This window comes from Pseudomonas sp. Colony2 (assembly GCF_019382755.1).
Taxonomy (GTDB): Bacteria; Pseudomonadota; Gammaproteobacteria; order Pseudomonadales; family Pseudomonadaceae; genus Aquipseudomonas.
The window spans coordinates 1,557,238-1,578,424 of the sequence record NZ_CP080030.1 but is presented as its reverse complement, the minus strand read 5'-3'; the positions used below and the strand labels follow the sequence as shown (position 1 = coordinate 1,578,424).

Annotated in this window: 25 protein-coding genes and 1 tRNA gene; 7 read left to right on the top strand and 19 right to left on the bottom strand. The window is 60.0% G+C overall.

The window, feature by feature from the left end; translation table 11 throughout:
• Nucleotides 1-61 precede the first annotated feature (61 nt).
• Nucleotides 62-883, top strand: coding sequence for an SDR family NAD(P)-dependent oxidoreductase (locus tag JV201_RS06720; protein ID WP_003211936.1), 822 nt, complete (start codon nt 62-64; stop codon nt 881-883).
• A 26-nt stretch (nt 884-909) separates the two neighbouring features.
• Nucleotides 910-1,938 carry an AraC family transcriptional regulator gene (locus JV201_RS06715; RefSeq protein ID WP_219406659.1) on the top strand — a complete coding sequence of 343 codons (1,029 nt, stop codon included), beginning with the start codon at nt 910-912 and terminating at the stop codon, nt 1,936-1,938.
• A gap of 2 nt (nt 1,939-1,940) precedes the next feature.
• Here JV201_RS06715 and JV201_RS06710 read toward each other — a convergent pair whose 3' ends face one another.
• From JV201_RS06710 to dapA, 11 genes are all read right to left on the bottom strand, one after another.
• Nucleotides 1,941-2,708 (bottom strand): anti-sigma factor, encoded by a 768-nt coding sequence (locus JV201_RS06710; protein ID WP_219406658.1) that lies wholly within the window; start codon nt 2,706-2,708, stop codon nt 1,941-1,943.
• On the bottom strand, nt 2,705-3,202 hold the full coding sequence (locus JV201_RS06705) for an RNA polymerase sigma factor (RefSeq protein ID WP_003211943.1): 498 nt from the start codon (nt 3,200-3,202) through the stop codon (nt 2,705-2,707). The genes JV201_RS06710 and JV201_RS06705 overlap by 4 nt, the downstream gene beginning before the upstream one ends.
• 59 nt (nt 3,203-3,261) lie before the next feature.
• The gene (locus JV201_RS06700) at nt 3,262-3,813 is read right to left on the bottom strand and encodes a tetratricopeptide repeat protein (protein ID WP_003211945.1); all 552 of its coding nucleotides are present in this window, start codon (nt 3,811-3,813) and stop codon (nt 3,262-3,264) included.
• Between the two features lie 43 nt (nt 3,814-3,856).
• Nucleotides 3,857-4,414: a cytochrome b gene (locus tag JV201_RS06695; protein WP_087692600.1), complete on the bottom strand. Its 558-nt coding sequence runs from the start codon at nt 4,412-4,414 to the stop codon at nt 3,857-3,859.
• A gap of 75 nt (nt 4,415-4,489) precedes the next feature.
• Entirely contained in the window at nt 4,490-4,924 is a 435-nt protein-coding gene (locus tag JV201_RS06690; RefSeq protein WP_008437859.1) for a DUF86 domain-containing protein, read from the bottom strand.
• Nucleotides 4,914-5,309 carry a nucleotidyltransferase domain-containing protein gene (locus tag JV201_RS06685; protein WP_087692601.1) on the bottom strand — a complete coding sequence of 132 codons (396 nt, stop codon included), beginning with the start codon at nt 5,307-5,309 and terminating at the stop codon, nt 4,914-4,916. Before JV201_RS06685 ends, JV201_RS06690 begins: the two co-directional genes overlap by 11 nt.
• Nucleotides 5,310-5,430: 121 nt before the next feature.
• Nucleotides 5,431-5,520, bottom strand: a tRNA-Ser gene (locus JV201_RS06680).
• Nucleotides 5,521-5,603: 83 nt separating this feature from the next.
• Entirely contained in the window at nt 5,604-6,317 is a 714-nt protein-coding gene (purC, locus tag JV201_RS06675) for a phosphoribosylaminoimidazolesuccinocarboxamide synthase (protein ID WP_003211975.1), read from the bottom strand.
• A gap of 28 nt (nt 6,318-6,345) precedes the next feature.
• The gene (locus JV201_RS06670; RefSeq protein WP_003211977.1) at nt 6,346-7,104 is read right to left on the bottom strand and encodes an MBL fold metallo-hydrolase; all 759 of its coding nucleotides are present in this window, start codon (nt 7,102-7,104) and stop codon (nt 6,346-6,348) included.
• A 4-nt stretch (nt 7,105-7,108) separates the two neighbouring features.
• Nucleotides 7,109-8,224, bottom strand: coding sequence for an outer membrane protein assembly factor BamC (bamC, locus tag JV201_RS06665; RefSeq protein ID WP_008437851.1), 1,116 nt, complete (start codon nt 8,222-8,224; stop codon nt 7,109-7,111).
• A 17-nt stretch (nt 8,225-8,241) separates the two neighbouring features.
• Nucleotides 8,242-9,120, bottom strand: coding sequence for a 4-hydroxy-tetrahydrodipicolinate synthase (gene dapA / locus JV201_RS06660; protein ID WP_003211981.1), 879 nt, complete (start codon nt 9,118-9,120; stop codon nt 8,242-8,244).
• A 261-nt stretch (nt 9,121-9,381) separates the two neighbouring features.
• Between dapA and JV201_RS06655 the strand changes: the two genes are divergently transcribed.
• Nucleotides 9,382-9,942, top strand: a complete 561-nt coding sequence (locus JV201_RS06655) for a glycine cleavage system protein R (RefSeq protein WP_003172487.1) — start codon at nt 9,382-9,384, stop codon at nt 9,940-9,942.
• A 10-nt stretch (nt 9,943-9,952) separates the two neighbouring features.
• Nucleotides 9,953-10,426 (top strand): peroxiredoxin, encoded by a 474-nt coding sequence (locus tag JV201_RS06650; RefSeq protein ID WP_003211984.1) that lies wholly within the window; start codon nt 9,953-9,955, stop codon nt 10,424-10,426.
• A gap of 132 nt (nt 10,427-10,558) precedes the next feature.
• On the opposite strand, the gene JV201_RS06645 is transcribed toward JV201_RS06650, so the two are convergent.
• Together JV201_RS06645 and JV201_RS06640 are read right to left on the bottom strand one after the other, a co-directional pair.
• The gene (locus JV201_RS06645) at nt 10,559-11,629 is read right to left on the bottom strand and encodes an AI-2E family transporter (protein ID WP_003211986.1); all 1,071 of its coding nucleotides are present in this window, start codon (nt 11,627-11,629) and stop codon (nt 10,559-10,561) included.
• 40 nt (nt 11,630-11,669) lie between these two features.
• On the bottom strand, nt 11,670-11,909 hold the full coding sequence (locus tag JV201_RS06640) for a sulfurtransferase TusA family protein (protein WP_003211989.1): 240 nt from the start codon (nt 11,907-11,909) through the stop codon (nt 11,670-11,672).
• A 95-nt stretch (nt 11,910-12,004) separates the two neighbouring features.
• On the opposite strand from JV201_RS06640, the gene JV201_RS06635 reads away from it, so the two are divergent.
• Nucleotides 12,005-13,438, top strand: coding sequence for a M48 family metalloprotease (locus tag JV201_RS06635; RefSeq protein WP_003211991.1), 1,434 nt, complete (start codon nt 12,005-12,007; stop codon nt 13,436-13,438).
• Between the two features lie 67 nt (nt 13,439-13,505).
• Here JV201_RS06635 and JV201_RS06630 read toward each other — a convergent pair whose 3' ends face one another.
• The 4 genes from JV201_RS06630 to rpoE all read right to left on the bottom strand — a co-directional run bounded on the left by JV201_RS06630 (nt 13,506) and on the right by rpoE (nt 17,363).
• Nucleotides 13,506-14,945, bottom strand: coding sequence for a DegQ family serine endoprotease (locus JV201_RS06630; RefSeq protein ID WP_003211993.1), 1,440 nt, complete (start codon nt 14,943-14,945; stop codon nt 13,506-13,508).
• 244 nt (nt 14,946-15,189) lie between these two features.
• The gene (locus tag JV201_RS06625) at nt 15,190-16,146 is read right to left on the bottom strand and encodes a MucB/RseB C-terminal domain-containing protein (RefSeq protein ID WP_219406657.1); all 957 of its coding nucleotides are present in this window, start codon (nt 16,144-16,146) and stop codon (nt 15,190-15,192) included.
• Nucleotides 16,147-16,162: 16 nt separating this feature from the next.
• Complete coding sequence (locus tag JV201_RS06620; protein ID WP_003172479.1) at nt 16,163-16,750, bottom strand: sigma-E factor negative regulatory protein; 588 nt, start codon at nt 16,748-16,750, stop codon at nt 16,163-16,165.
• 31 nt (nt 16,751-16,781) lie between these two features.
• Complete coding sequence (gene rpoE / locus JV201_RS06615; RefSeq protein ID WP_003172477.1) at nt 16,782-17,363, bottom strand: RNA polymerase sigma factor RpoE; 582 nt, start codon at nt 17,361-17,363, stop codon at nt 16,782-16,784.
• A 467-nt stretch (nt 17,364-17,830) separates the two neighbouring features.
• Between rpoE and nadB the strand changes: the two genes are divergently transcribed.
• Nucleotides 17,831-19,447: an L-aspartate oxidase gene (gene nadB, locus JV201_RS06610; protein WP_219406656.1), complete on the top strand. Its 1,617-nt coding sequence runs from the start codon at nt 17,831-17,833 to the stop codon at nt 19,445-19,447.
• Here the strand turns inward: nadB and JV201_RS06605 are convergent.
• Both JV201_RS06605 and JV201_RS06600 read right to left on the bottom strand, forming a co-directional pair.
• The gene (locus tag JV201_RS06605) at nt 19,416-19,868 is read right to left on the bottom strand and encodes a protein YgfX (RefSeq protein ID WP_177008913.1); all 453 of its coding nucleotides are present in this window, start codon (nt 19,866-19,868) and stop codon (nt 19,416-19,418) included. The genes nadB and JV201_RS06605 overlap by 32 nt on opposite strands.
• Nucleotides 19,852-20,106: a succinate dehydrogenase assembly factor 2 gene (locus JV201_RS06600; RefSeq protein ID WP_003212000.1), complete on the bottom strand. Its 255-nt coding sequence runs from the start codon at nt 20,104-20,106 to the stop codon at nt 19,852-19,854. Before JV201_RS06600 ends, JV201_RS06605 begins: the two co-directional genes overlap by 17 nt.
• A gap of 139 nt (nt 20,107-20,245) precedes the next feature.
• Here JV201_RS06600 and JV201_RS06595 point away from each other — a divergent pair, with 139 nt between their 5' ends.
• Entirely contained in the window at nt 20,246-21,187 is a 942-nt protein-coding gene (locus tag JV201_RS06595; RefSeq protein WP_219406655.1) for a folate-binding protein YgfZ, read from the top strand.

The following is a 21,187-nucleotide window of genomic DNA, read 5'->3' as shown; positions in this document are numbered from 1 at the left end:
GCCCGTCCACCATCATTCGTTCACAGGTTACTCCCGCAGTCTCAAACGAAGAGGTGTTCGAATGTCCAGGATATGGTTTATCACCGGCAGTTCCCGCGGCCTCGGCCGCTCGATTACCGTAGCCGCCCTGCGCGCCGGTGATCGTGTGGTTGCCACCGCGCGCAATCCCAAGCAGTTGGATGACCTGGTGGCCGAATACGGCGAGGCGATTTATCCGGTCGCGCTGGACGTGACCAATAACCAGCAGGTGCTGGAAGCGGTGGATGCCGCGGTGAAACATTTTGGTCGCCTGGATGTGGTGGTCAATAACGCCGGCTACGGTGACCTGGCGTCGGTGGAGGATGTGACGCTGGAGGATTTTTCCGCGCAGATCAACACCAACTTCTATGGTGTGGTGCACGTGAGCAAGGCGGTGGTGCCGGTGCTGCGCGCCCAGGGCCGTGGGCATATCTTCCAGGTATCGTCGTTGGGTGGCCGCATCGGCATGGCCGGCCTGGCCGCGTATCAGAGTGCGAAATGGGCAGTCGGTGGATTTTCCACAGTACTGGCACAGGAAGTCACGCCACTGGGCATCCAGGTGACCGTGCTGGAGCCGGGCGGCATGCGCACGGACTGGTCGGGCAGTTCCATGACGATTCCGGCCATCAGTGAGCCCTACCAACAAACGGTCGGCGCCCTGGTTGAATTGCTCAACTCCCCCGGCATCCTGCCGACGGGTCCGGACCGGGTTGCCGAAATCGTGCTGGAGCTGGCACTGAACAAAGACGCCCCGCTACGCTTGCTGATCGGCAGCGATGCCGTGCAATACGCCGCCCGGGCAGCAGCAGACTTGGCCGAGTCGGATAAAAAGTGGCATGACCTCAGCGTGTCGGCCTCGGATTAATCTCACGCTTTTGAAAAAGGTGCCGCATGCCTGACGTGACCCAACCCCGTTTCAACATACCGGATGTGTTCTGGCTGGCGCTGCAGAGCGTCGGGCTGGAGCCGTCGGTGGTGTTGCGTCAGGCACGCTTGCCCATGACCCTGCATATCCGCGAGCGGCGAGACCGGCGGCAGGTGACGACGCTGGAATTCTTTCGCTTGTGGGAGGCGGTGCGCACACTTAATCCTGATCCGGCTGTCGGGATATTACTGGTGACGCGGCTGGATATCACTGCGCTTCCACCCTCCAGCTTTGCCGCTTTTATCGCCCGGGATTATCGCGATGGCCTGCACCGCCTCGCCCGCTTCAAGCAATTGTGCACACCCGAGCGCCTGCTGGTTTGCGAGGATGGCCGTGCCTGTACGGTGACCATCGACTGGTTGCACACGCCAGAATTACCGCCTGCGCTGCTGGTGGATGCGGCGTTTGCGACGTTTGTTGAATTGGGGCGACGGGGAGCACGGACGCAGATCACTCCCCTGCAGGTCGAACTGGTTCGCCCGGACGATGGCAGCCGTGCACTGGCCGAGTTTTTCGGTTGCTCCGTGCGTTTTGGTGCCGGGCGCAACGCGCTGATACTGGACGCCGCCGATCTGGACCGACCTTTTCCGGGGTACAACCCGCAAATGCTCGAAATGCTGAACCCGGGCCTGGTGGCAGCGCTTGCGGAGGCCTCGACACCGGCCAGCATCAGCCATCAGGTCAAGATCACCCTCAAGCGCTTCCTGGCCAGTGGCCGCCCCGAGATGGTCGAGGTAGCGCGGGAGCTGGGCATGAGCGAACGCACGTTGCAACGGCGCATTACCGAGGCCGGCACCAGTTTCAGGCAACTGATGCTGGAAACCCGCCAGGAAGTGGTGCGGCATCTGCTCACCGAGCCGTCGATTGAGATAGACGAGATCGCGTGCCTGGTGGGCTATGAAGATACCAACTCGTTTTATCGTGCGTTTCGTTCCTGGGAGGGGACGACGCCGGCTCGGTGGCGGACGTTGCAGACGCCCTCATCGTCTCATTGACGCTATGCCGACAAAGCCTTCTCGGCACTGCGCGCCATGATCTGCAAATCCTCGAACGGGTTTCTGCCAATCAACATGAACGCATGGGACGGGCTGGACCAAAACACCACGTTCATGCCCCGGCGCTGTTCGGTGGCCATGGCCACCACACCTTTTTTCGCCGCCGTAATGCACAGCGCCAGCGGGCCGTGGCGCGCGTCGAGGTAGGTCAGTTGGCCGATCAGTACGCCGTCATAATCGAGGATTTGTGCGCGGCGAAATTCGGCGCCAGGCAGGTGTACTGCATCCGGGTTCAACGGCAGGCCGAGCTGGGTCCCGACCGAACTCAGCTGGGCGATATGGGAGTCGGGATCGGCGCTGAGGTTTTCCAGGGTCTGGGGCGTATACAGCGCCATGTATTCGGCCACCGAGGCACGCCAGCCCGAACCGGGCTCAGGCCGGGGCCAGGTAATGAACAATCGATCAGCGACCACACCGGCCACCGCAAAGCTTGCTGCTACCGCGAGAAATTTGCGTCGACTCAGGGTGGGTGTTTGTGCCGGCGGCAAGGCATCGAGCATCACCTGCAAACGCTCTGTAGGGGCTTGATCGAGAACCGAATCGAAGGCTGATTTGAACGGCAAGTGGCCGCGCTTGAGCAGCTCCAAGCGGGCCGTCACGGCAGGATCGATCCCCAGCAGGTTATCGATAACCTGACGCTGCTGAGGGTCTAACTCACCGTCCAGGTAAGCCACCAGCAGTTCATCCGACGGTGGTGTATTTTGAGTCATCGTCGTTCTCCGCTCGATTTATCCAACAAGCCGCTTGAGTGCGCAGTTTCAGCCAGCTTCATGCGTGCAGCGGCCAACCGGCTCATCACCGTTCCTACGGGAATATGCAGGACTTCGGCAATTTCCTTGTATGAGAGGCCTTCGACGTAGGCCAGAAAAACAGTCTCCCGCTGCGCTTCGGGCAATGCATTGACGCGCTTGATCACCTGTGCGGCAAGGACCTGGTCCTGAGCCAGGGCTTCACCGTCGAACGACAACGCCTGCTCGGCGTCGACAAACCCCTGCCCTTGCCGTACTCGCTGGGCGCGCAATTCGTTAAGCCAGATCGAATGCATGATCGTCAGCAACCAGCGGTCCAGCCGCGTGCCAGCCACGAACTGGCCTGCACGCTCCAACGCCCGCACGCAGGTGGCTTGCACCAGGTCATCAGCCACATGCTTTTGTCGCGACAGCACCAGCCCGTATCGCCATAAACGTGGCAACAGCTGGCTCAACTCTCGGCGCAACTCAGCGTCTGTGGTGATGGCAATCTCCCGACTGTTCGCTCACAGGTTCAAGCCTGAGGCGCGGCGGCGATGGCTTCAGCCAGGTCTTCGTACTCTTCGCAGGTGGTGCTGCACAACGCCTTGATCTTCACCAGTTGCTCCTGGGCCAGGTCCACACGGCCCTTGATGACGTAGGCTTCCCCCAGGTACTCACGGACTTGTGCATAGTTGGGGTCCAGTGCCACGGACTTCAGGTAGTAGCTGATGCCTTCATCGGTGCGCCCCAGTTTGCGGGTGGCGTAGCCGCGGTAGTTCAGGGCCTTGGCGGTGTTCGGGTTGTGCAGGGTGTCGAGCAGTGACAAGGCTTCTTCATAACGCCCGTCCTTGGCCAGGCGATAGGCGTAGTCGGTGCGGTCGGCGTCCGACGTGGCCTTGCTGGTTTGCAGCACGCACTTGCCGGTCTTGGTATCCCAGACCTGGCCTTTGGGGCAGTTGGGCTTGGGCGGCGCCGATTCGTCACCGGAGGCATGGGCCTGGCCGGCCAATAGCGCGGCGGCCATACAGGCGCCAAAGAACAAAGCGGTGCGGTAACCAACGGCGTGCTCGGGACGATTCTTCATGGCATTCATGCTCCGTAACGATAGGGAAAGTACAGCAGCAAACTCAGTAGGGAAGATCGCCACGAGGGGCCGGCAGCATGCGGCGCAACGTGCTGTCGCGCTGGATGTAGTGATGCCACAGCGCGGCGCAGGCATGCAGCCCGGCGAGTACGATGATCGCCCAGGCGACATTGTTGTGCAGGCCACCCAGGGTGCCTCGCAATTCGTGATCGATCACAAAAGGCGCTGGCACCGGGAACAGTCCGAAAAAGTTGAAGGGCTCGCCCTGGGCCCAGCGGAACAGGAAGCCCAGGGTCACCTGCGTCAGTAACAACAGGTATAGACAGCCGTGGGCGATTTTGGCGGCCACGTTAAGCGCAGGGTGATTGTCGGCCTTTGGGTGATTGCCGCCGAACACACGCCAGAGGATACGTGCAGCGATCAGCACCGCCATGGCGATGCCCAGGGAGATATGGACCGATTGCAGGCCCTTGCGCAGTGGCGTGCCTTTTTCCAGGTTTTCCCAGACGTGGGCGCTGGCGAACATGAAGATCACCAGGGCGGCGGTCAGCCAGTGGAAGGTGCGGGTCAGGCGGTCGTAGCGGTCGGCGGGATTGTTCATGGGCGTTTCCTGAGTGGTCTGTGTGGTGAACACCGCAGCAGGAAAACTTATTCAGAGGGATGGAAAATTTACAGATTAGACTTGTTTATTTTCCAACCCCGCATCCTTGGTCAAAATATGCGAACTAAATGCTAGAAACTCATCCAGGTGTTTTGTAATGATCGCTACAGTAATCGGCAATTGAAGCGTCTGGTACTCGTGAACAGCAATGTTACGGAACCCGACCATGTTCTTCAGGTTGGTCAGCAACGCAGGATTGACCCAACCGCCCTGACATAACAACTCAAACACGTCACGAGCTCCTTGTGGAACACCCAGGCGCTCACGACGAATCAAGTGTTGGCCCATGTCCAGCGCTGCCTCACAGGCACGCTGAATATTAAAAATCGCCGCATCCTGGCGCGTGAAATCTGTGGCGAAGCTGGTGGGATCTTTATCGTATTCCTGACGGGCGCGAGCAACGCACCGCTCAATGCTGGCTGCTTTATTGATGAGAACATCATCGACCATAAACTTTCCCTTCCTTCTGGATATCCGCCAACAACTCAGCCCTTGCCGTGTCCAGCGCGGTTTTTTCGCTCAGGACGTAGCTCTCGAATAGACCCGCCTGGACGTTCCCGGACCAGAGCCGACGCCCAGTGGTCAATACTTGGTATTGCATTACCGTTGAGGCTGCGCGCAAATCAAGCAAGTCGACGGGAACTCCAACGATATCCGCCAACTCCCCAGAAAGCTGCCATAGCAATAAAGGCTCGACCACTCCCGCAGAAAGGACCGCAACATCCAGATCACTCTCACTACCTGCCTCACCCGTCACTTGGCTACCGAACACATACACAGCCAATAGCTCGGGAACTTCAGCCTGCAAATGCGCCAGTACTTTTTTAAAATTCATGACCGATGTCCGAAGCGCCAATTAACGAAGACCGTAGCAGAATTCATTATGCAGTTTCTGACTGAAAGCAAAAAACCCCCGACAACATTGAAGTTATCGGGGGTTTTTCATTTTTCAATAATGGCGGAGAGATAGGGATTCGAACCCTAGGTACCGGTGAAGGTACAACGGATTTCGAATCCGTCCCATTCGGCCACTCTGGCATCTCTCCAACGGCGCGCATCATAACAGCCTGTTTCCTGGAAGCAAAGCGCAAAAGCGATTTTTTTCCGTGCTATCAGATGCTTGCGTCGATTACAGCGGTACGCCGAGACGGTTGGCGACTTCTTCGTAGGCTTCGATAACGTCACCGAGGCCCTGGCGGAAGCGGTCTTTGTCCATCTTCTTGCGAGTGTCTTTGTCCCACAGGCGGCAGCCGTCCGGGCTGAATTCGTCGCCCAGGACGATGGAGCCGTCGTGGAACACGCCGAATTCCAGTTTGAAGTCCACCAGCAGCAGGCCGGCGTCGTCGAACAGTTTGCTCAGGACGTCGTTGACCTTCAGCGACAGCTCCTTCATGCGAGCCAGTTGCTCAGCGGTGCCCCAACCAAATGCCACCACGTGGGATTCGTTGATGAACGGGTCACCCTTGGCGTCGTCTTTCAGGAACAGCTCGAAGGTGTAGGGGTTGAGCTTGAGGCCCTCCTCCACGCCCAAACGCTTCACCAGGCTGCCGGCCGCATAGTTACGCACGACGCACTCGACCGGGATCATGTCGAGTTTTTTCACCAGGCATTCGTTGTCGCCCAGCAGTTTGTCGAATTGGGTCGGAATGCCGGCCGCTTCGAGTTTCTGCATGATGAAGGCGTTGAACTTGTTGTTCACCATGCCTTTGCGGTCGAGCTGTTCGATGCGCTTGCCGTCGAACGCCGAGGTGTCGTTACGAAACAGCAGGATCAAGCGGTTGGCGTCGTCGGTCTTGTAAACCGATTTGGCTTTGCCGCGGTAGAGTTCTTCACGTTTTTCCATGATGGGCTCCGCTTGCTAAGTAGGTGGGCTAGGCGATGTGTCGCCAGTCGAGCCCTGAATCTTGATCGGCCAGTTGCAGCCAGTCCGGGTCGCACCCAAGGGTGTCGACAAAACATTGCCGGGCCAGCTGCGGCAGGTTGTTCTTGCTGCTCAGGTGGGCCAGGACCAGGTGTTGCAGGTCTTGCCAGCCCAACTCATACACCAGGTACGCCGCCTGGTGGTTGTTCAAATGTCCAAACTGCCCGCCGACCCGCTGCTTGAGAAAGGCCGGGTAGTGGCCACGCGCAAGCAGGTCACGGCAGTGGTTGGACTCGATCATCAATGCGTCGAGGTCCCGGTAACCGTCCAGCACCTTGGCGCAGTACGAACCCAGGTCAGTGAGCAGGCCAAAACGCCGTTCACCGTCACTGAATACGTATTGCGTCGGTTCCTGGGCATCGTGGGCCACTTCAATCACATCGATGCTCAAGGCACCGATCTGCAATTGTTCGCCACCGGCCAGCAAACCTGCGGGCTCAATCGGTTTGCGCATCCCGCGCAAGGTGCCGCGACTCAGGTACACCGGAAGATTGTAGCGCCGAGACAGCAAACCCACGCCATGCACGTGGTCGGCATGTTCGTGGGTCACCAGAATCGCGCTCAGCTGCGCGGGGTGAACCCCCAGGCGCAGCAGGCGCCGCTCGGTTTCCCGCAGGGAGAAACCACAATCCACCAGGACGTACGTGTCGTCATGGGCTACAAGCGTGCCGTTCCCTTGGCTACCGCTGCCGAGAACGGCAAAACGCATCGGATCAGCCCAGGTTGTCCTGAATCACGCCCAACACTTTGCGCGCCACTTCTGCCGGCGCCACGGTGTTGATGTTTTTCTCGACGGTGACTTGCACGCTTTCGCCTACCTTGCTCAAACGAACCTGGTAACGCTCGGCGCGGGTCTCGATCTCTTCCTTGGTCGGCTTGCTGCCGAACAACTTGCTGAAGAAACCTGGCTCGTCGTCTTTCTTCTCGGCTTTTTCGGCCAGGTTGATGTAGTACAGGCCCAGGCTGCGGTTGATGTCTTCAACGCGCCATTCGCCGTGCTCCAGCGCGCGGCCGACACTCGACCAGGCGCGGTCCAGGTCTTCACCCAGGTTGAGCACCACGTTGCCGCTGCCGTCTTCGCTGAGGCTGACGCGGCTAGGTGTGTCAAAGCTACCGGCGGCGAGCAGGGAGACGGAGCCGCCCTTCTCGGAAATACGGCTCATGCTGGCGAGCATTTCGTCGACCAGGGCAGCGTCCACGCCGGTGTTGACCGAGCGCGGGGTGAAGTCGACGTTGGCGGTGCTGCCGGCAGGACGCTCGGCGCTGACTACGTAGACTTCACTGGTGTTGCGTTGCACGCCTGGCTCGATACGCACGCGGATGCGGGCTTCGCTGTCATTGGCTACACCACCGGCCTGCAGGCGCTTGGCCATGGATGCCGACAGTTCGCTGGTGTGCTGCCACGCGGTGGTGAATTCACCGGTCTGCGGGCGTTGTTCGTCAAGGCGGAAACCGTTGTCCTGGAAGAACTGCACGGCCACCGGCCAGACTTCGGCAGGTGGGCGCTGGGCCATGACCCAACGGGTGTCGCCGCTCTTCTGCAGGCTGTAGTCGCTGGCATCGGCCACGGCCGACAACGGCTGTGGACGCGGCACTTCGTATTCACCCTTGACGGTGTCGTCGGCCACGTTGCGCGGAATCGGCAGCAACGGGTCAAGGCGCTTGGCGACATTGACGTCCGACGGCAATTTCATCGGGGCGGTTTGTTGGGCTTCCAGGTAATCGCTACCGCGGTCGCGGAAGTAGCCTTCCGGGCCCCAGATCCAACCGCAGCCACTGGTGCTGGAGATAATCAAGGCAAGTGCGGAAAGTCCGGCCAATCGCTTCATGCGTAGTGCTTCCTCAATTAAACCAGGACGCCGGACTGGCGCAGGGCCTGTCGCAGCGGTTCGTGACAGGCTTCGCTGAGCCAGGTGAGCGGCAGACGGATACCGTCCGGCATCAGGCCCATCTCATGCAGCGCCCATTTCACGGGGATAGGGTTGGATTCGATAAACAGGGTTTTGTTGAGCGGTGCCAATTGTTCGTGGATCGCCCGGGCCTTGACCGCATCACCGGCAATGGCTGCGGCACACAGCTCGCTCATGGCGCGCGGTGCGACGTTGGCAGTCACCGAGATGTTGCCTTTACCGCCCAGCAGGATCAGTTCGACGGCAGTGGCGTCGTCACCGGAATACACCAGGAAGTCGCTGCTGACGCCGGCCAGGATGTCCTTGGCGCGCTGCAGGTCACCGGTGGCTTCCTTGATACCGATGATGTTCGGTACGGTGGACAGGCGGATCACGGTCTCGGCCTTCATGTCGCAGGCGGTGCGACCGGGTACGTTGTAGAGGATCTGCGGGATATCGACCGCTTCGGCAACGGCGCGAAAGTGCAGGTACAGGCCTTCCTGGGTCGGCTTGTTGTAGTACGGCGTCACCAGCAGGCAGGCATCGGCGCCGGCTTTCTTGGCGTTGCTGGTCAATTCGATCGCTTCGCGGGTCGAATTGGCGCCCGTGCCGGCGATGACAGCAATGCGCCCTGCAACGCGCTTGACCACGAACTCGATCACTTCGATGTGTTCTTCCACATCCAGTGTGGCCGACTCACCTGTGGTGCCGACCGCCACGATGGCGTTGGTGCCCTCTTGCAGGTGGAAGTCCACCAGTTTGCCCAGGCTGTCCCAGTCGAGATTACCTTGTGCATCCATGGGTGTGACCAGTGCCACCATACTGCCCGCAATCATGCAACCGCTCCTGCCGGAAAAAGAGAGCGGTAATGGTACTGGCGCCAAGATGCTTGTACAAGCGAAGTACCGCCTGAGGATGCGTTCTGGATCAACTTAGTTCGCGGCAGCGCCATCATTCTGCCAAAGCGGGGTTTGATGAAGCTGATTACGTAATGAAAACGCCACCTCCTAGCCCTTGGCGATGGTTTTCGCTACCCTTCATCCTTTGATTGATACCGCTTGCATCGTATCGACCGCTCATCGCTTTAGGAAGGCTGCATGTCCACCCCCACAGTCCGCGAACAATTCCTTGTCATCAGTGCCCTCGGCGCCAACCCCATGGAGCTGACTAACGTCCTGTGCCGCGCCAGCCATGAAAACCGCTGCGCCGTCGTGACCTCCCGCCTGACCCGCCATGGCGAGTGCAGTGCGCTGGTCCTGCAGATTTCCGGGACCTGGGATGCCCTGGCCCGCCTTGAAACCGGTTTACCGGGTTTGGCGAAGAAGCATGACTTCACGGTCAACGTGGTGCGCAGCGCCGCCCTGGAAAACCGTCCGCAGGCCCTGCCCTACGTGGCCTATGTCAGTTCGGCCTACCGCTCGGACATCGTCAACGAGCTGTGCCAGTTCTTTATCGACCACAACGTCGAGCTGGAAAACCTGACCTGCGACACCTATCAGGCTCCGCAGACCGGCGGCACCATGCTCAACGCCACCTTTACCGTGACCTTGCCGGCCGGCGTGCAGATCAGTTGGCTGCGCGACCAGTTCCTGGATTTCGCCGATGCCCTGAACCTCGACGCACTGATCGAGCCTTGGCGCCCACAGAACCCTATGTAAGGAAGTCTTCATGTCTGTAGTGATCGACCAACCGGTAGCCGACTTCGAAGCCCAGGCCACCAGCGGGCAAACCTTCAGCCTCGCCGGGCTCAAGGGCAAGCAAGTGGTGATCTACTTCTACCCGAAAGACAGCACCCCGGGCTGCACCACTGAAGGCCAGGGCTTCCGTGACCAGCATGCTGCGTTCAAGGCGGCCAACACCGAGGTGTTTGGCGTGTCCCGGGACAGCGTGAAGTCCCACGAGAATTTCAAGGCCAAGCAGGAATTCCCCTTTGAGCTGATCAGCGACAAGGACGAAGCGGTTTGCCAGCTGTTTGATGTGATCAAGCTGAAGAAGCTGTATGGCAAGGAATACCTGGGTGTTGATCGCAGCACCTTCCTGATCGACAAGAATGGCGTACTGCGCCAGGAATGGCGCGGTGTGAAAGTGCCGGGCCATGTGGATGCAGTGCTTGAAGCGGCGCAAGCGCTGAACCAGGCTTGATTCACCTGCTGGCTTTGAAATAGCTATCGCAGCCAAGCCAGCTCCCACCTGTGATCATTGTTCGACAGGACAACTCAGTCAATGTGGGAGCCGGGCTTGCCCGCGATGAGGCCTGCACCGGCACCACAAATATCAGAGTAACGGCGCCACCACCGGCTCCTGCCGAGGCCAGGCATCCAGCACCGCCTTGAACAGCGTCGCCAGGGGAATCGCAAAGAACACCCCCCAGAAGCCCCACAACCCGCCAAACAACAACACCGCACAGATGATCGCCACCGGATGCAGGTTCACCGCCTCGGAGAACAGCAGCGGCACCAGCACGTTGCCGTCCAGCACCTGGATGATGCCGTACACCGCCATCAGGTAGATGAATTGATCACTCCAGCCCCACTGGAACAGCGCGATCAACATCACCGGCACCGTCACCACCACCGCGCCAACGTATGGCACCACCACTGAAACACCCACCAGCAGCGCCAACAGGGCAGCGTAGTTAAGCCCCAGCGCGACAAAACCGATGTAAGTGACGCCACCGCAGATAAAAATCTCGATAACCTTGCCGCGGATGTAGTTGGCAATCTGCCGGTTCATTTCCTCGGCGACCCGGGTAATCAGCGCACGCTCACGGGGCAGATAGCCACGCACCCAGCGACCGATCATCTCGCGGTCCTTGAGGAAGAAAAACACCAGGATCGGCACCAGTACCAGGTAGATCATGATGTTGACCAGCAGCGGCAAGCTCGAAAGGGAAAAGGTCAGCGCCCATTGTCCGAACTTTCCGATTTCGCCGCGAGCCACCTCAATGGCCTGCAGGACCTGCTCGTCCGACACAAGGTGCGGATAGCGCTCAGGCAACAGCAGCAGCAATGACTGCCACTTGGCGAGCATGCCCGGTAGCTCGTTGAACAAGGTGATCAACTGGTGCCACAGCAAAGGCACCACGATCACGATAAATACCAGCAACAGCCCCATGAACAAGGCAAACACTAGACCCACCGCTGCCCCACCCGGTAAGCGCAGACGCTCCAGGATGGAGACCAGGCCTTGCATCAGGTACGCCAGCACCATCCCCGCCAGTACCGGCGCCAGCATGCCGCCCAAAGTGAGCACGGCCGTAAAGGCAAGAAACAGCAGGACGGCCAGCACCACGGCTTCTTCGTCGGAGAAGTAGCGCTGAATCCAGTCACGTAACACTTTGAACATCAATAAACCTCAGGCGATAAGGACAGCATATTCAAGCGATTCAGGCCTTGCGCAACCAGTAACGATAGACGCCCGCTTCGTCTTCTTCATGCAGCAGGGTGTGGCCGGCCAGCTTGGCAAACGTACGAAAGTCCCGCTGGGAGCCAGCGTCCGTGGCGATCACCTTGAGCACCGCGCCGCTGGCCAGCCGATTGAGCTCCAGCTTGGCCTTGAGCAAGGGCAGCGGGCAGTTAAGGCCACTGGCATCCAGTTCGGCATCGAAGGCTACAGCGTCGGTCATGGTCTAACTCCGGGTGGGCGTCGAGGGCGCTTAGAATATCTGGTCCGAAGCTCAGTGTCCGGCTACAGTAAGCTCTTTGTCGAAAGGCTTTGTGCATGACTTTTTTGCGCCCTACCCTGCTGACGCTGGCTTGCCTGCTTGCCTCTCCAGGCTTCGCCGACGACCTGCCGTCACTTGGCGACGCCAGTTCTGCCATTGTCTCGCCAAAACAGGAATACGATCTGGGTCGGGCATGGCTGGCCTACCTGCGTGGCCAGGTCTCGCAACTCAACGACCCGCAGCTCAAGGATTACGTCGAATCCAGCGTTTATAAGCTGGTGGAAACCAGCCAGGTCAATGACCGGCGCCTGGAATTCATTCTGATCAACAGCCCGCAGTTGAACGCCTTTGCCGCACCGGGCGGTATCGTCGGGGTCAACGGCGGCCTGTTCCTCAACGCCCAGACCGAAGGCGAATATGCCTCGGTACTGGCCCATGAACTGGCTCACTTGTCCCAGCGTCACTTCGCACGAGGCGTGGAAGCACAGCAGCGCATGCAGATCCCGATGATGGCTGCGCTGCTCGGCGGCATCATCGCTGCCGCCGCTGGCGCAGGCGATGCGGGCATTGCCGCGATCGCCGGCAGCCAGGCCGCCGCGATCCAGGAGCAACGGCGCTTTTCCCGGCAAAACGAGCAAGAGGCTGACCGCATCGGCATTCTCAACCTGGAGAAAGCCGGCTACGACCCACGGTCCATGCCAACCATGTTCGAGCGCTTGATGCGCCAGTACCGTTTCGATGCCAAGCCGCCTGAATTCCTGCTGACTCACCCGGTAACCGAATCGCGGATCGCCGACACCCGCAACCGTGCGGAGCAAGCCAAGCTGGGTGGCATTGAGGACAGCCTGCGCTATCAACTGATCCGTGCTCGAGTGCAACTGTATTACGAAGACACCCCGGGGCTGGCCGCCAAACGTTTCCAGGCCCAGCTGGATGAAAATCCGAAGAACGATATCGCGCGTTATGGCCTCGCCATCGCTCAGATCAAGGGTGCCCAGTTCAACCTGGCCCGGGAAAACCTCAAGCCGCTGCTGGCCAAGGCGCCCAACGACATCACCTACAACCTGGCGCAGATCGAGCTGGACATGACCAACAATCGCCTGCCGGATGCCCAGCAGCGTACGGACCGAATGTTGACGCAATATCCAGGCAACTATCCGCTGAACCAGGTTCGTGTGGATCTGCTGCTCAAGCAGAACCGCAACGCTGACGCGGAAAAAGCCCTGGAAGGATTGTTGAAGTCTCGCCCGGACGATCCGGACGTCTGGTACCAGGTTGCGGAAACCCGTGGTTTGTCGGGCAATATCATCGGCCTGCATCAGGCCCGGGCCGAGTACTTCGCGCTGGTGGGAGATTTCAAGCAGGCCATCCAGCAATTGGATTTCGCCAAGCGTCGCGCCGGCAGCAACTTCCCGCTTTCGTCACGTATCGACGCACGCCAGCGTGAACTGATCGACCAGGAACGCATGGTCAAAGACATGATGGGCTAAACCTTTCAGCCACAAAAAAGCCCCGCTCTCGAACATCGAGAGCGGGGCTTTTTATTGGACTAGCGGATTACTCGGCCAGTTTGAAGGTAATGAAGCTGGCACGCCCCTGACGCAGGACGCGCATCGACACCGAACGGTTCTTCGGCAGCGCCTTGGCGATGTCGGTGAACTCTTTGGTGGAGTTGATAGCCTGGTTGTTCAGGTGGGTGATGACATCACCTGGTTGCAGGCCGATCAGGGAGGCAGGACCGTCCTGGACTTCCTTGATCACTACACCGCTCTTGAGGTCGAAGCTCTTTTTCTGTTCGTCGGTCAACTCGACGACGGCAATGCCCAGGCGATTGCTGCTGCGCTCGGCACCTGGCTTGCTGTTGCCCAGCGCATCCAGCGCCGCGCCTTCTTCCGGGATCGCACCGACGGTCAGTTCGACGTTCTGGCGCTTGCCGTCACGAATCACTTCCAGCTTGGCCTTGCTGCCGGCCTTGAGCGCGCCCACCAGGTGTGGCAAGTCCGCAGACATGACGATCGGCTGGCCGTTCATGCTCAAGATCACGTCACCGACTTGCAGGCCACCTTTGGCAGCAGGGCCATCGTCCTGTATCTGCGCGACCAGGGCACCGGCCGGCTTGTCGAGACCGAAGGATTCAGCCAGGTCCTTGTTCACTTCCTGGATCACCACCCCCAGCCAGCCGCGGCTGACTTTGCCACCGGTTTTCAGCTGGTTCGAAACGTCCATGGCCACGTCGATCGGAATCGCGAATGAAACGCCCATGAAACCACCGGAGCGGGTGTAGATCTGCGAGTTGATGCCAACGACTTCACCCGCCAGGTTGAACAACGGACCGCCGGAGTTGCCCGGGTTGATCGGCACGTCGGTCTGGATGAACGGCACGTAGTTTTCGTTCGGCAGGCTGCGACCGATGGCGCTGACGATACCCTGGGTCACAGTATGGTCAAAACCAAACGGCGAACCGATGGCGACGACCCATTGGCCGGCTTTCAGGTCCTGGGATTTGCCCAGTTTCAGCACCGGCAGGTCCTTGCCTTCGATTTTCAGCAGGGCCACGTCGGAACGTGGGTCGGTGCCCACCAGCTTGGCTTTCAGCTCACTGCGGTCCGCCAGGCGCACCAGGATCTCGTCGGCGTCGGCAATCACGTGGTTGTTGGTGAGGATGTAGCCGTCAGGCGAGATGATGAAGCCCGAGCCCAGGGACTGGGCCTCACGCTGGCCGCCACCACCGCCACGCGGCGTGCGCGGCTGGGGCATGCCGCGTTCGAAGAACTCTCGCAGCATCGGCGGCAGGCCTTCCAGGTCGGGCATCTGCTGGTTGGAGACCTTACGATCCGGCAGCTTCTGCGTAGTACTGATGTTCACCACGGCAGGCGACGCCTGCTCCACCAGTTGGGTGAAGTCAGGCAGCTCGGCCGCTTGCGCGGTAACCGCCTGACCCAGCACCAGCACCGTGGCGACTATGGATAGGTAAGACTTCAAACGTGGTATCGACATACAGCTCCCGTTACGACGAGCAGGGTTGAGCGACAGGGTTCAATAAACGCCGAAAAACTGCGACCGACATTTTTGTTCCGCGAACAAAACAAGGCCAGGGCCGTTAAGCCCTGACCTATAAAAAACATAGGGGATATTAGCAAGTGAAAAAAATGATCCAGACATTTCATGCTCTCGGCAGAGGCAGGCATCGACTATCTCCTGCGCAACATTGAAATATCAGGATGAACATAGGATTAACAACTCAAGGCTTGGCGGGCACGGTGCCACTGCGTAGTGACAGCGCAATTCGCTCGGCGGTGCCAATCGGGATCTCGCCGACGACGGTCACCATCACCTCGCCTTCCAGGGTATTCAACCGCCGTGAAACGGCGACTGTCGGGCCCAACTGGGTGCGGGTCTCGTTTACGGTCGCACCGTTAAGCGGCTCCAGGAATACCGAAAAACGCGCCAGACCATCGTCATACATCAGACTGCTGACGGTTACCTTGGTGTGGGAGTCTTTATGGGCACTGCTGTTGACCAGCTGAAAGCCTGGTGGCAACCAGTCGAGGCGCCAATCCTGAGGGATCTCGACCTCCGGGGCCTTGGCGTTGGTCACCGCCACCGGCGTGCATTCGCCACTGGACTGCAAATCACGATCGTCAGGCACCGATGTATTGAGCTGGGTGAACTGGAAACGCTCCAGCAACTGGCCCTGGTCGTTAAGCAACAATGACTTCAATGGCAGCGCAGTTTCACGATCCAGATGCAGCTCAAAACCATAACGGTATTGATCGCGGGGGGTCACGGAGACGATCACCGCATTCCGACCGGCCACGCGCGATTTGCCGATGACGGCAAGATCGTAGAACGCTTTGAGTTTTTGCGGATCAAGGGTACGCGCAGAGGTATTGGGGGAGCCCCCAAGCCCGGCAACCAGCGTGCCGCTCACGCATTGGGTACGGCCATCGACGCGCAGGACTTCCTGGGCAGAACCATCGAGCTGCAAAAGCCGCTCACGGACCTGACCATTCTGGACACGATGCCAGATGTCATGGGTAGAAAAACTACCGTTACGCTCGTAGATGAAGGTGCCCTGAAAGCTTTGCTGCTGCTCCGCCCGCCCAAGACGCGTCAGCCAGTCTTGGGCTTCATCGGCATGGGCGGGGACTGCAAACCAGCCACTGAGCAAAAGCGCAAGGAGCGGTATGGCGCGCATAAAGCTCCTTGGCGGACTAGCGGTTTTCCAGGCTTGCAGCGCGGGCGTAAGGCAGAGCGCTTTCAGTGCCTTTCAAGGCCGATTCCTGTGCGTGTTGGCGCAGGTAGCCTGGAAGACGCTGATCCTGCCAGCCGGATTGCCCTTGAAGTACACCGTTGGCCATAGGCCCGGTGGTATCGGAGCTTTCCTTGTAGCCGGCCAGTACGGCTGGACCCTTGACCTGCGGGCCGGCCATGACCGGTTGCTGGGTCTGTTGGGCCAGTTCGGCACCGGCGATTTCGTCCTGGTTGTACAGGCGGACACCTGCCAATACAGCGACGGTCACCGAAGCAGCGACTGCCAGACGGCCCAGGCTACGCCAAGGACCGCGAGCAGCTTTTGCCGGAACGGCTTCATCAGCCAGTGCAGCAGAAACGGCCGCAGCAATATCCAGACGAGGGATTAGAAGATCCTTGTGCATCACCGCCCGAGCGACTTGGTAACGAGACCAGGTATCACGGGTTTCGGCATCATCAAATGCATTAAGCACTCGACGAAGTTCCAGTTCATCCGCTTCGTTATCCATCACTGCGGACAGCGATTCCTGCAGGGCATCACGACTCATGGCGGTTCCTCTCTTGGCTGTCGCCGCTGTCTCAGTTTTCCTGCAACAACGGCTGCAGGGCTTTATCGATGGCTTCCCGAGCCCGGAAGATCCGGGAGCGTACGGTACCCACCGGACATTGCATGACGCTCGCAATGTCTTCGTAACTCAGACCATCGAATTCACGTAAAGTTAACGCCGTACGCAAATCTTCTGGCAGTTGTTGAATAGTGCGATGGACGGTTCCTTCGATCTCGTCGCGCAGCAATGCACGCTCCGGCGACTCGAGATCCTTGAGGCCGTGATCACCATCATAAAATTCAGCATCTTCCGAACTAACATCACTATCCGGCGGGCGGCGACCGCGAGAAACCAGATAGTTCTTCGCCGTGTTAATGGCGATGCGATACAGCCACGTGTAAAACGCACTGTCACCGCGGAAATTACCGAGTGCACGGTACGCCTTGATAAAGGCTTCCTGTGCAACGTCCTGCGCTTCATGGGTGTCGTGCACAAACCGCACGATCAACCCGAGAATTTTGTGCTGGTATTTCAGCACTAGCAGATCAAATGCCCGCTTGTCGCCGCGTTGAACGCGCTCGACCAGCTGCTGATCCTCTTCCTGGGTTAGCATGAACACTCCTCGTTGTACTTGAAGGAGGCTTGCATAACTAATCGATCAGGCTTGCAAACATAGACTCGGACTTTTCGCAAAAGTTCTCCCCCTCCAAGCAAGTTTCCGGCGCGCACTGATTTGGCACACACGAAAAACGCAGCGCGGGCAATGCCGGCTGCGCGAATAATCTGTCGCCAGTTTCCTGACGCGCCTGACACAGACGCGGCTCAGCAAATCCAGCGTGTTCCCAGCTTTCGGGCATCCTGCTATTGAGTCGGGGCCTATGCAAAAAGTTCCCATCCCAATCGCTGTCCGTTTCATGAAAGCCGTGCAGTTCGTTGCCCGTAGTCTCACAATGCCACGAATGCCCGGCTATTGTGCCGCTCCCCCCCTCTATATACTAGTGGGCCGTGTCACCCTTTGATTCGCCGATCCAGGCGTCCTGTTTGCGCCCCCTACGGATCGCTTTTTGCGGAATCCTTCAAATGAGCCAACAGTTTCAACACGATGTCCTGGTGATTGGCAGCGGCGCCGCGGGCTTGAGCCTTGCACTGACCCTGCCGGGCCACCTGCGCATAGCCGTACTGAGCAAGGGCGACCTCGCCAATGGCTCGACGTTCTGGGCCCAGGGCGGTGTCGCCGCGGTGCTCGATGACACCGACACGGTGCAATCCCACGTCGAAGACACCCTGAATGCCGGCGGCGGCCTGTGCAATGAAGAAGCGGTGCGCTTCACCGTCGAGCATAGCCGCGAAGCCATCCAGTGGCTGATCGACCAGGGCGTGCCCTTCACCCGCGACGAACATTCCGGCACCGACGACGGCGGCTTCGAGTTCCACCTGACCCGCGAAGGCGGCCACAGCCATCGGCGGATCATCCATGCCGCCGACGCCACCGGCGCCGCGATCTTCAAGACCCTGCTCGCCCAGGCCCGGCAACGCCCCAACATCGAACTGCTGGAACAGCGGGTCGCCGTCGACCTGATCACCGAAAAGCGCCTTGGCCTGCCGGGCGAACGCTGCCTCGGCGCCTACGTGCTCAACCGGGCCAGCGGCGAAGTCGACACCTACGGCGCGCGCTTCACCATTCTCGCCTCGGGCGGCGCAGCGAAGGTCTACCTCTATACCAGCAACCCCGACGGCGCCTGCGGTGACGGCATTGCCATGGCCTGGCGTTCGGGCTGCCGGGTGGCGAACCTGGAATTCAACCAGTTCCACCCCACTTGCCTGTATCACCCGCAGGCCAAGAGCTTCCTGATCACCGAAGCCCTGCGCGGCGAAGGCGCACACCTGAAGCTGCCCAACGGCGAACGTTTCATGCAGCGCTTCGACCCACGAGCAGAACTGGCCCCGCGGGACATCGTCGCCCGGGCCACCGACCATGAAATGAAGCGCCTGGGCATCGACTGCGTCTACCTGGACATCAGCCACAAGCCCGAAGCCTTCATCAAGACCCATTTCCCGACGGTCTACGAGCGCTGCCTGGCGTTCAATATCGACATCACCAAGGGCCCGATCCCGGTCGTCCCGGCGGCGCACTACACCTGCGGCGGCGTGATGGTCGACCAGAACGGCCGCACCGACGTGCCCGGCCTGTACGCCATTGGCGAAACCAGCTTCACCGGCCTGCACGGCGCCAACCGCATGGCCAGCAATTCGTTGCTGGAGTGTTTCGTGTACGCCCGCTCCGCCGCCGCCGACATCCTTGAACAGCTGCCGCGCATCCCGGTGCCGGCCGCCCTGCCCCGCTGGGACGCCAGCCAGGTGACCGATTCGGACGAAGACGTGATCATCGCCCACAACTGGGACGAGTTGCGGCGCTTCATGTGGGACTACGTGGGCATCGTGCGCACCAACAAGCGCCTGGCGCGGGCGCAGCACCGGGTTCGACTGTTGCTGGATGAGATCGACGAGTTCTACAGCAACTATAAAGTCAGCCGCGACCTGATCGAGCTGCGCAACCTGGCCCAGGTGGCGGAACTGATGATCCGCTCGGCCATGGAGCGCAAGGAAAGCCGGGGATTGCATTACACCCTCGACTACCCGCAAATGCTGCCCGAAGCGCGCGACACTATTCTGGTGCCAACCACCTACGGCGGCTGAACTTCAAGCGCACCCGCAGGCGCCGATGCACATCGGTAGCCTGCGAATCCCGTGGCACGCAGATCGAACGCACCCGCCAGTCACCCTGCACCCGAAAGCGCAGCACCACGATCAACGGCAACGCCAGGCTGTCGGGGCGCAGTTGCACGCTGTGCCAGCCACGCGCGGCGCTCCACAACTGCCAGCCATCCTCGTCGCGACGCAGGCCACGGATCGACGAACGGTGAGTCAGCAGGATATGACGCGGCAATACCCAACCGGCATGGGCCAGGCACAACAAGGCGCCAAAGGCTCCGAACCATCGGGACACATCGAGAAACCACAGCGCACCCAGTGCGAACGCCTGGGCGAAAAGATAAGCCGCCAGCAACTGCCCGGAGGCGTGCCAGCGGCATTCGAACGTATTACTTGGGCTGGACACGATCCAGAATCATCCGAACCATGCGCTGCAGCTCCGGGTCTTCCGATTCGGCGCGTTCCATGAACCAGCCGAACATGTCCTGATCCTCGCATTCCAGCAGCTTGCGGTAGCAGTCGCGGTCGACGTCGTTGAGGTGCGGATAGACCTCCCTGACGAACGGTACCAGCAACACGTCCAGTTCAAGCATGCCGCGTCGGCTGTGCCAGTAGAGGCGATTGAGTTCTACATCTTCGACCATGGAGCGCTCCTCAAATAGAGCGCAAGTATACAGGCCGAAGCTGCCTGGAACAGTCGGCTTTGGTCGGCCATACGGAAACTATCCATTTGCCGGGCGCCCCTCTATGATGCACTCATGACTTTTTAACCTGCGATGACCCATGGCTGACTCTGCTTTTTTCTGCCCCCTGTCCCACGAAGGCGTTCTCGCCGTCCGCGGTGCCGACGCTGCCAAGTTCCTCCAGGGACAACTGACCTGCAACCTTAACTACCTGAGTGACACCCAGGCCAGCCTGGGCGCGCGCTGCACCCAGAAGGGGCGCATGCAGTCGAGCTTCCGCATCCTGCTGCAAGGCGATGGCGTGTTGCTGGCCATGGCCACCGAACTGCTGGAGCCACAACTGGCGGACCTGAAAAAGTACGCCGTGTTCTCCAAATCCAAACTCACCGACGAAAGCGCTGCCTGGGCGCGTTTCGGTGTGTCGGATGCCGATCAGGTACTGGCCGGCCTCGGCCTCCAACTACCCGCCGAGACCGACAGCGTGGTGCGCAGCGACGACCTGATCGCCATCCGCGTATCGCCGGGCCGTGCCGAACTCTGGGCCCCCGCCGCCCAAGCTCAAACCCTGCACAGCCAACTCGCCGCACAATTGCACGAAGGTGAACTGAACCAATGGCTGCTGGGCCAGATCCGTGCCGGTATCGGCCAGGTCATGCCCCAGACCCGCGAACTGTTCATCCCGCAGATGCTCAACCTGCAAGCCGTCGGCGGCGTCAGCTTCAAGAAAGGCTGCTACACCGGCCAGGAAATCGTCGCGCGCATGCAGTATTTGGGCAAACTCAAGCGTCGCCTGTATCGCCTGAGCCTGAATGCCGGCGAGCTGCCTGAGCCCGGCACCCCACTGTTTTCCCCGAATCACAACAGCGCCATCGGCGAGGTGGTGCTTGCCGCCCGTGCCGATCAGGCGATTGAACTTCTAGCGGTGCTGCAAGCCGAAGCAGCAGAGAGTGGCGATGTGCATGTAGGCACGCTGGAAGGCCCGGGCCTTCAGTTGCTCGACCTGCCCTACCAACTGGACCGGGATCGCGAGATCCAGCGCTGA

Coding starts and splice junctions, on each gene's coding strand:
- JV201_RS06690 (WP_008437859.1), bottom strand. CDS start 4,924: ATGGTCGATGATGTTCTCATCAATAAAGCAGCCAGCATTGAGCGGTGC.
- rpoE (WP_003172477.1), bottom strand. CDS start 17,363: ATGCTAACCCAGGAAGAGGATCAGCAGCTGGTCGAGCGCGTTCAACGC.
- JV201_RS06620 (WP_003172479.1), bottom strand. CDS start 16,750: ATGAGTCGTGATGCCCTGCAGGAATCGCTGTCCGCAGTGATGGATAAC.
- JV201_RS06645 (WP_003211986.1), bottom strand. CDS start 11,629: ATGTTCAAAGTGTTACGTGACTGGATTCAGCGCTACTTCTCCGACGAA.
- JV201_RS06720 (WP_003211936.1), top strand. CDS start 62: ATGTCCAGGATATGGTTTATCACCGGCAGTTCCCGCGGCCTCGGCCGC.
- JV201_RS06600 (WP_003212000.1), bottom strand. CDS start 20,106: ATGGTCGAAGATGTAGAACTCAATCGCCTCTACTGGCACAGCCGACGC.
- JV201_RS06625 (WP_219406657.1), bottom strand. CDS start 16,146: ATGCGCGCCATACCGCTCCTTGCGCTTTTGCTCAGTGGCTGGTTTGCA.
- JV201_RS06630 (WP_003211993.1), bottom strand. CDS start 14,945: ATGTCGATACCACGTTTGAAGTCTTACCTATCCATAGTCGCCACGGTG.
- JV201_RS06650 (WP_003211984.1), top strand. CDS start 9,953: ATGTCTGTAGTGATCGACCAACCGGTAGCCGACTTCGAAGCCCAGGCC.
- JV201_RS06695 (WP_087692600.1), bottom strand. CDS start 4,414: ATGAACAATCCCGCCGACCGCTACGACCGCCTGACCCGCACCTTCCAC.
- JV201_RS06595 (WP_219406655.1), top strand. CDS start 20,246: ATGGCTGACTCTGCTTTTTTCTGCCCCCTGTCCCACGAAGGCGTTCTC.
- nadB (WP_219406656.1), top strand. CDS start 17,831: ATGAGCCAACAGTTTCAACACGATGTCCTGGTGATTGGCAGCGGCGCC.
- JV201_RS06670 (WP_003211977.1), bottom strand. CDS start 7,104: ATGCGTTTTGCCGTTCTCGGCAGCGGTAGCCAAGGGAACGGCACGCTT.
- JV201_RS06715 (WP_219406659.1), top strand. CDS start 910: ATGCCTGACGTGACCCAACCCCGTTTCAACATACCGGATGTGTTCTGG.
- JV201_RS06635 (WP_003211991.1), top strand. CDS start 12,005: ATGACTTTTTTGCGCCCTACCCTGCTGACGCTGGCTTGCCTGCTTGCC.
- JV201_RS06710 (WP_219406658.1), bottom strand. CDS start 2,708: ATGACTCAAAATACACCACCGTCGGATGAACTGCTGGTGGCTTACCTG.
- dapA (WP_003211981.1), bottom strand. CDS start 9,120: ATGATTGCGGGCAGTATGGTGGCACTGGTCACACCCATGGATGCACAA.
- JV201_RS06655 (WP_003172487.1), top strand. CDS start 9,382: ATGTCCACCCCCACAGTCCGCGAACAATTCCTTGTCATCAGTGCCCTC.
- purC (WP_003211975.1), bottom strand. CDS start 6,317: ATGGAAAAACGTGAAGAACTCTACCGCGGCAAAGCCAAATCGGTTTAC.
- JV201_RS06685 (WP_087692601.1), bottom strand. CDS start 5,309: ATGAATTTTAAAAAAGTACTGGCGCATTTGCAGGCTGAAGTTCCCGAG.
- JV201_RS06700 (WP_003211945.1), bottom strand. CDS start 3,813: ATGAAGAATCGTCCCGAGCACGCCGTTGGTTACCGCACCGCTTTGTTC.
- JV201_RS06640 (WP_003211989.1), bottom strand. CDS start 11,909: ATGACCGACGCTGTAGCCTTCGATGCCGAACTGGATGCCAGTGGCCTT.
- bamC (WP_008437851.1), bottom strand. CDS start 8,224: ATGAAGCGATTGGCCGGACTTTCCGCACTTGCCTTGATTATCTCCAGC.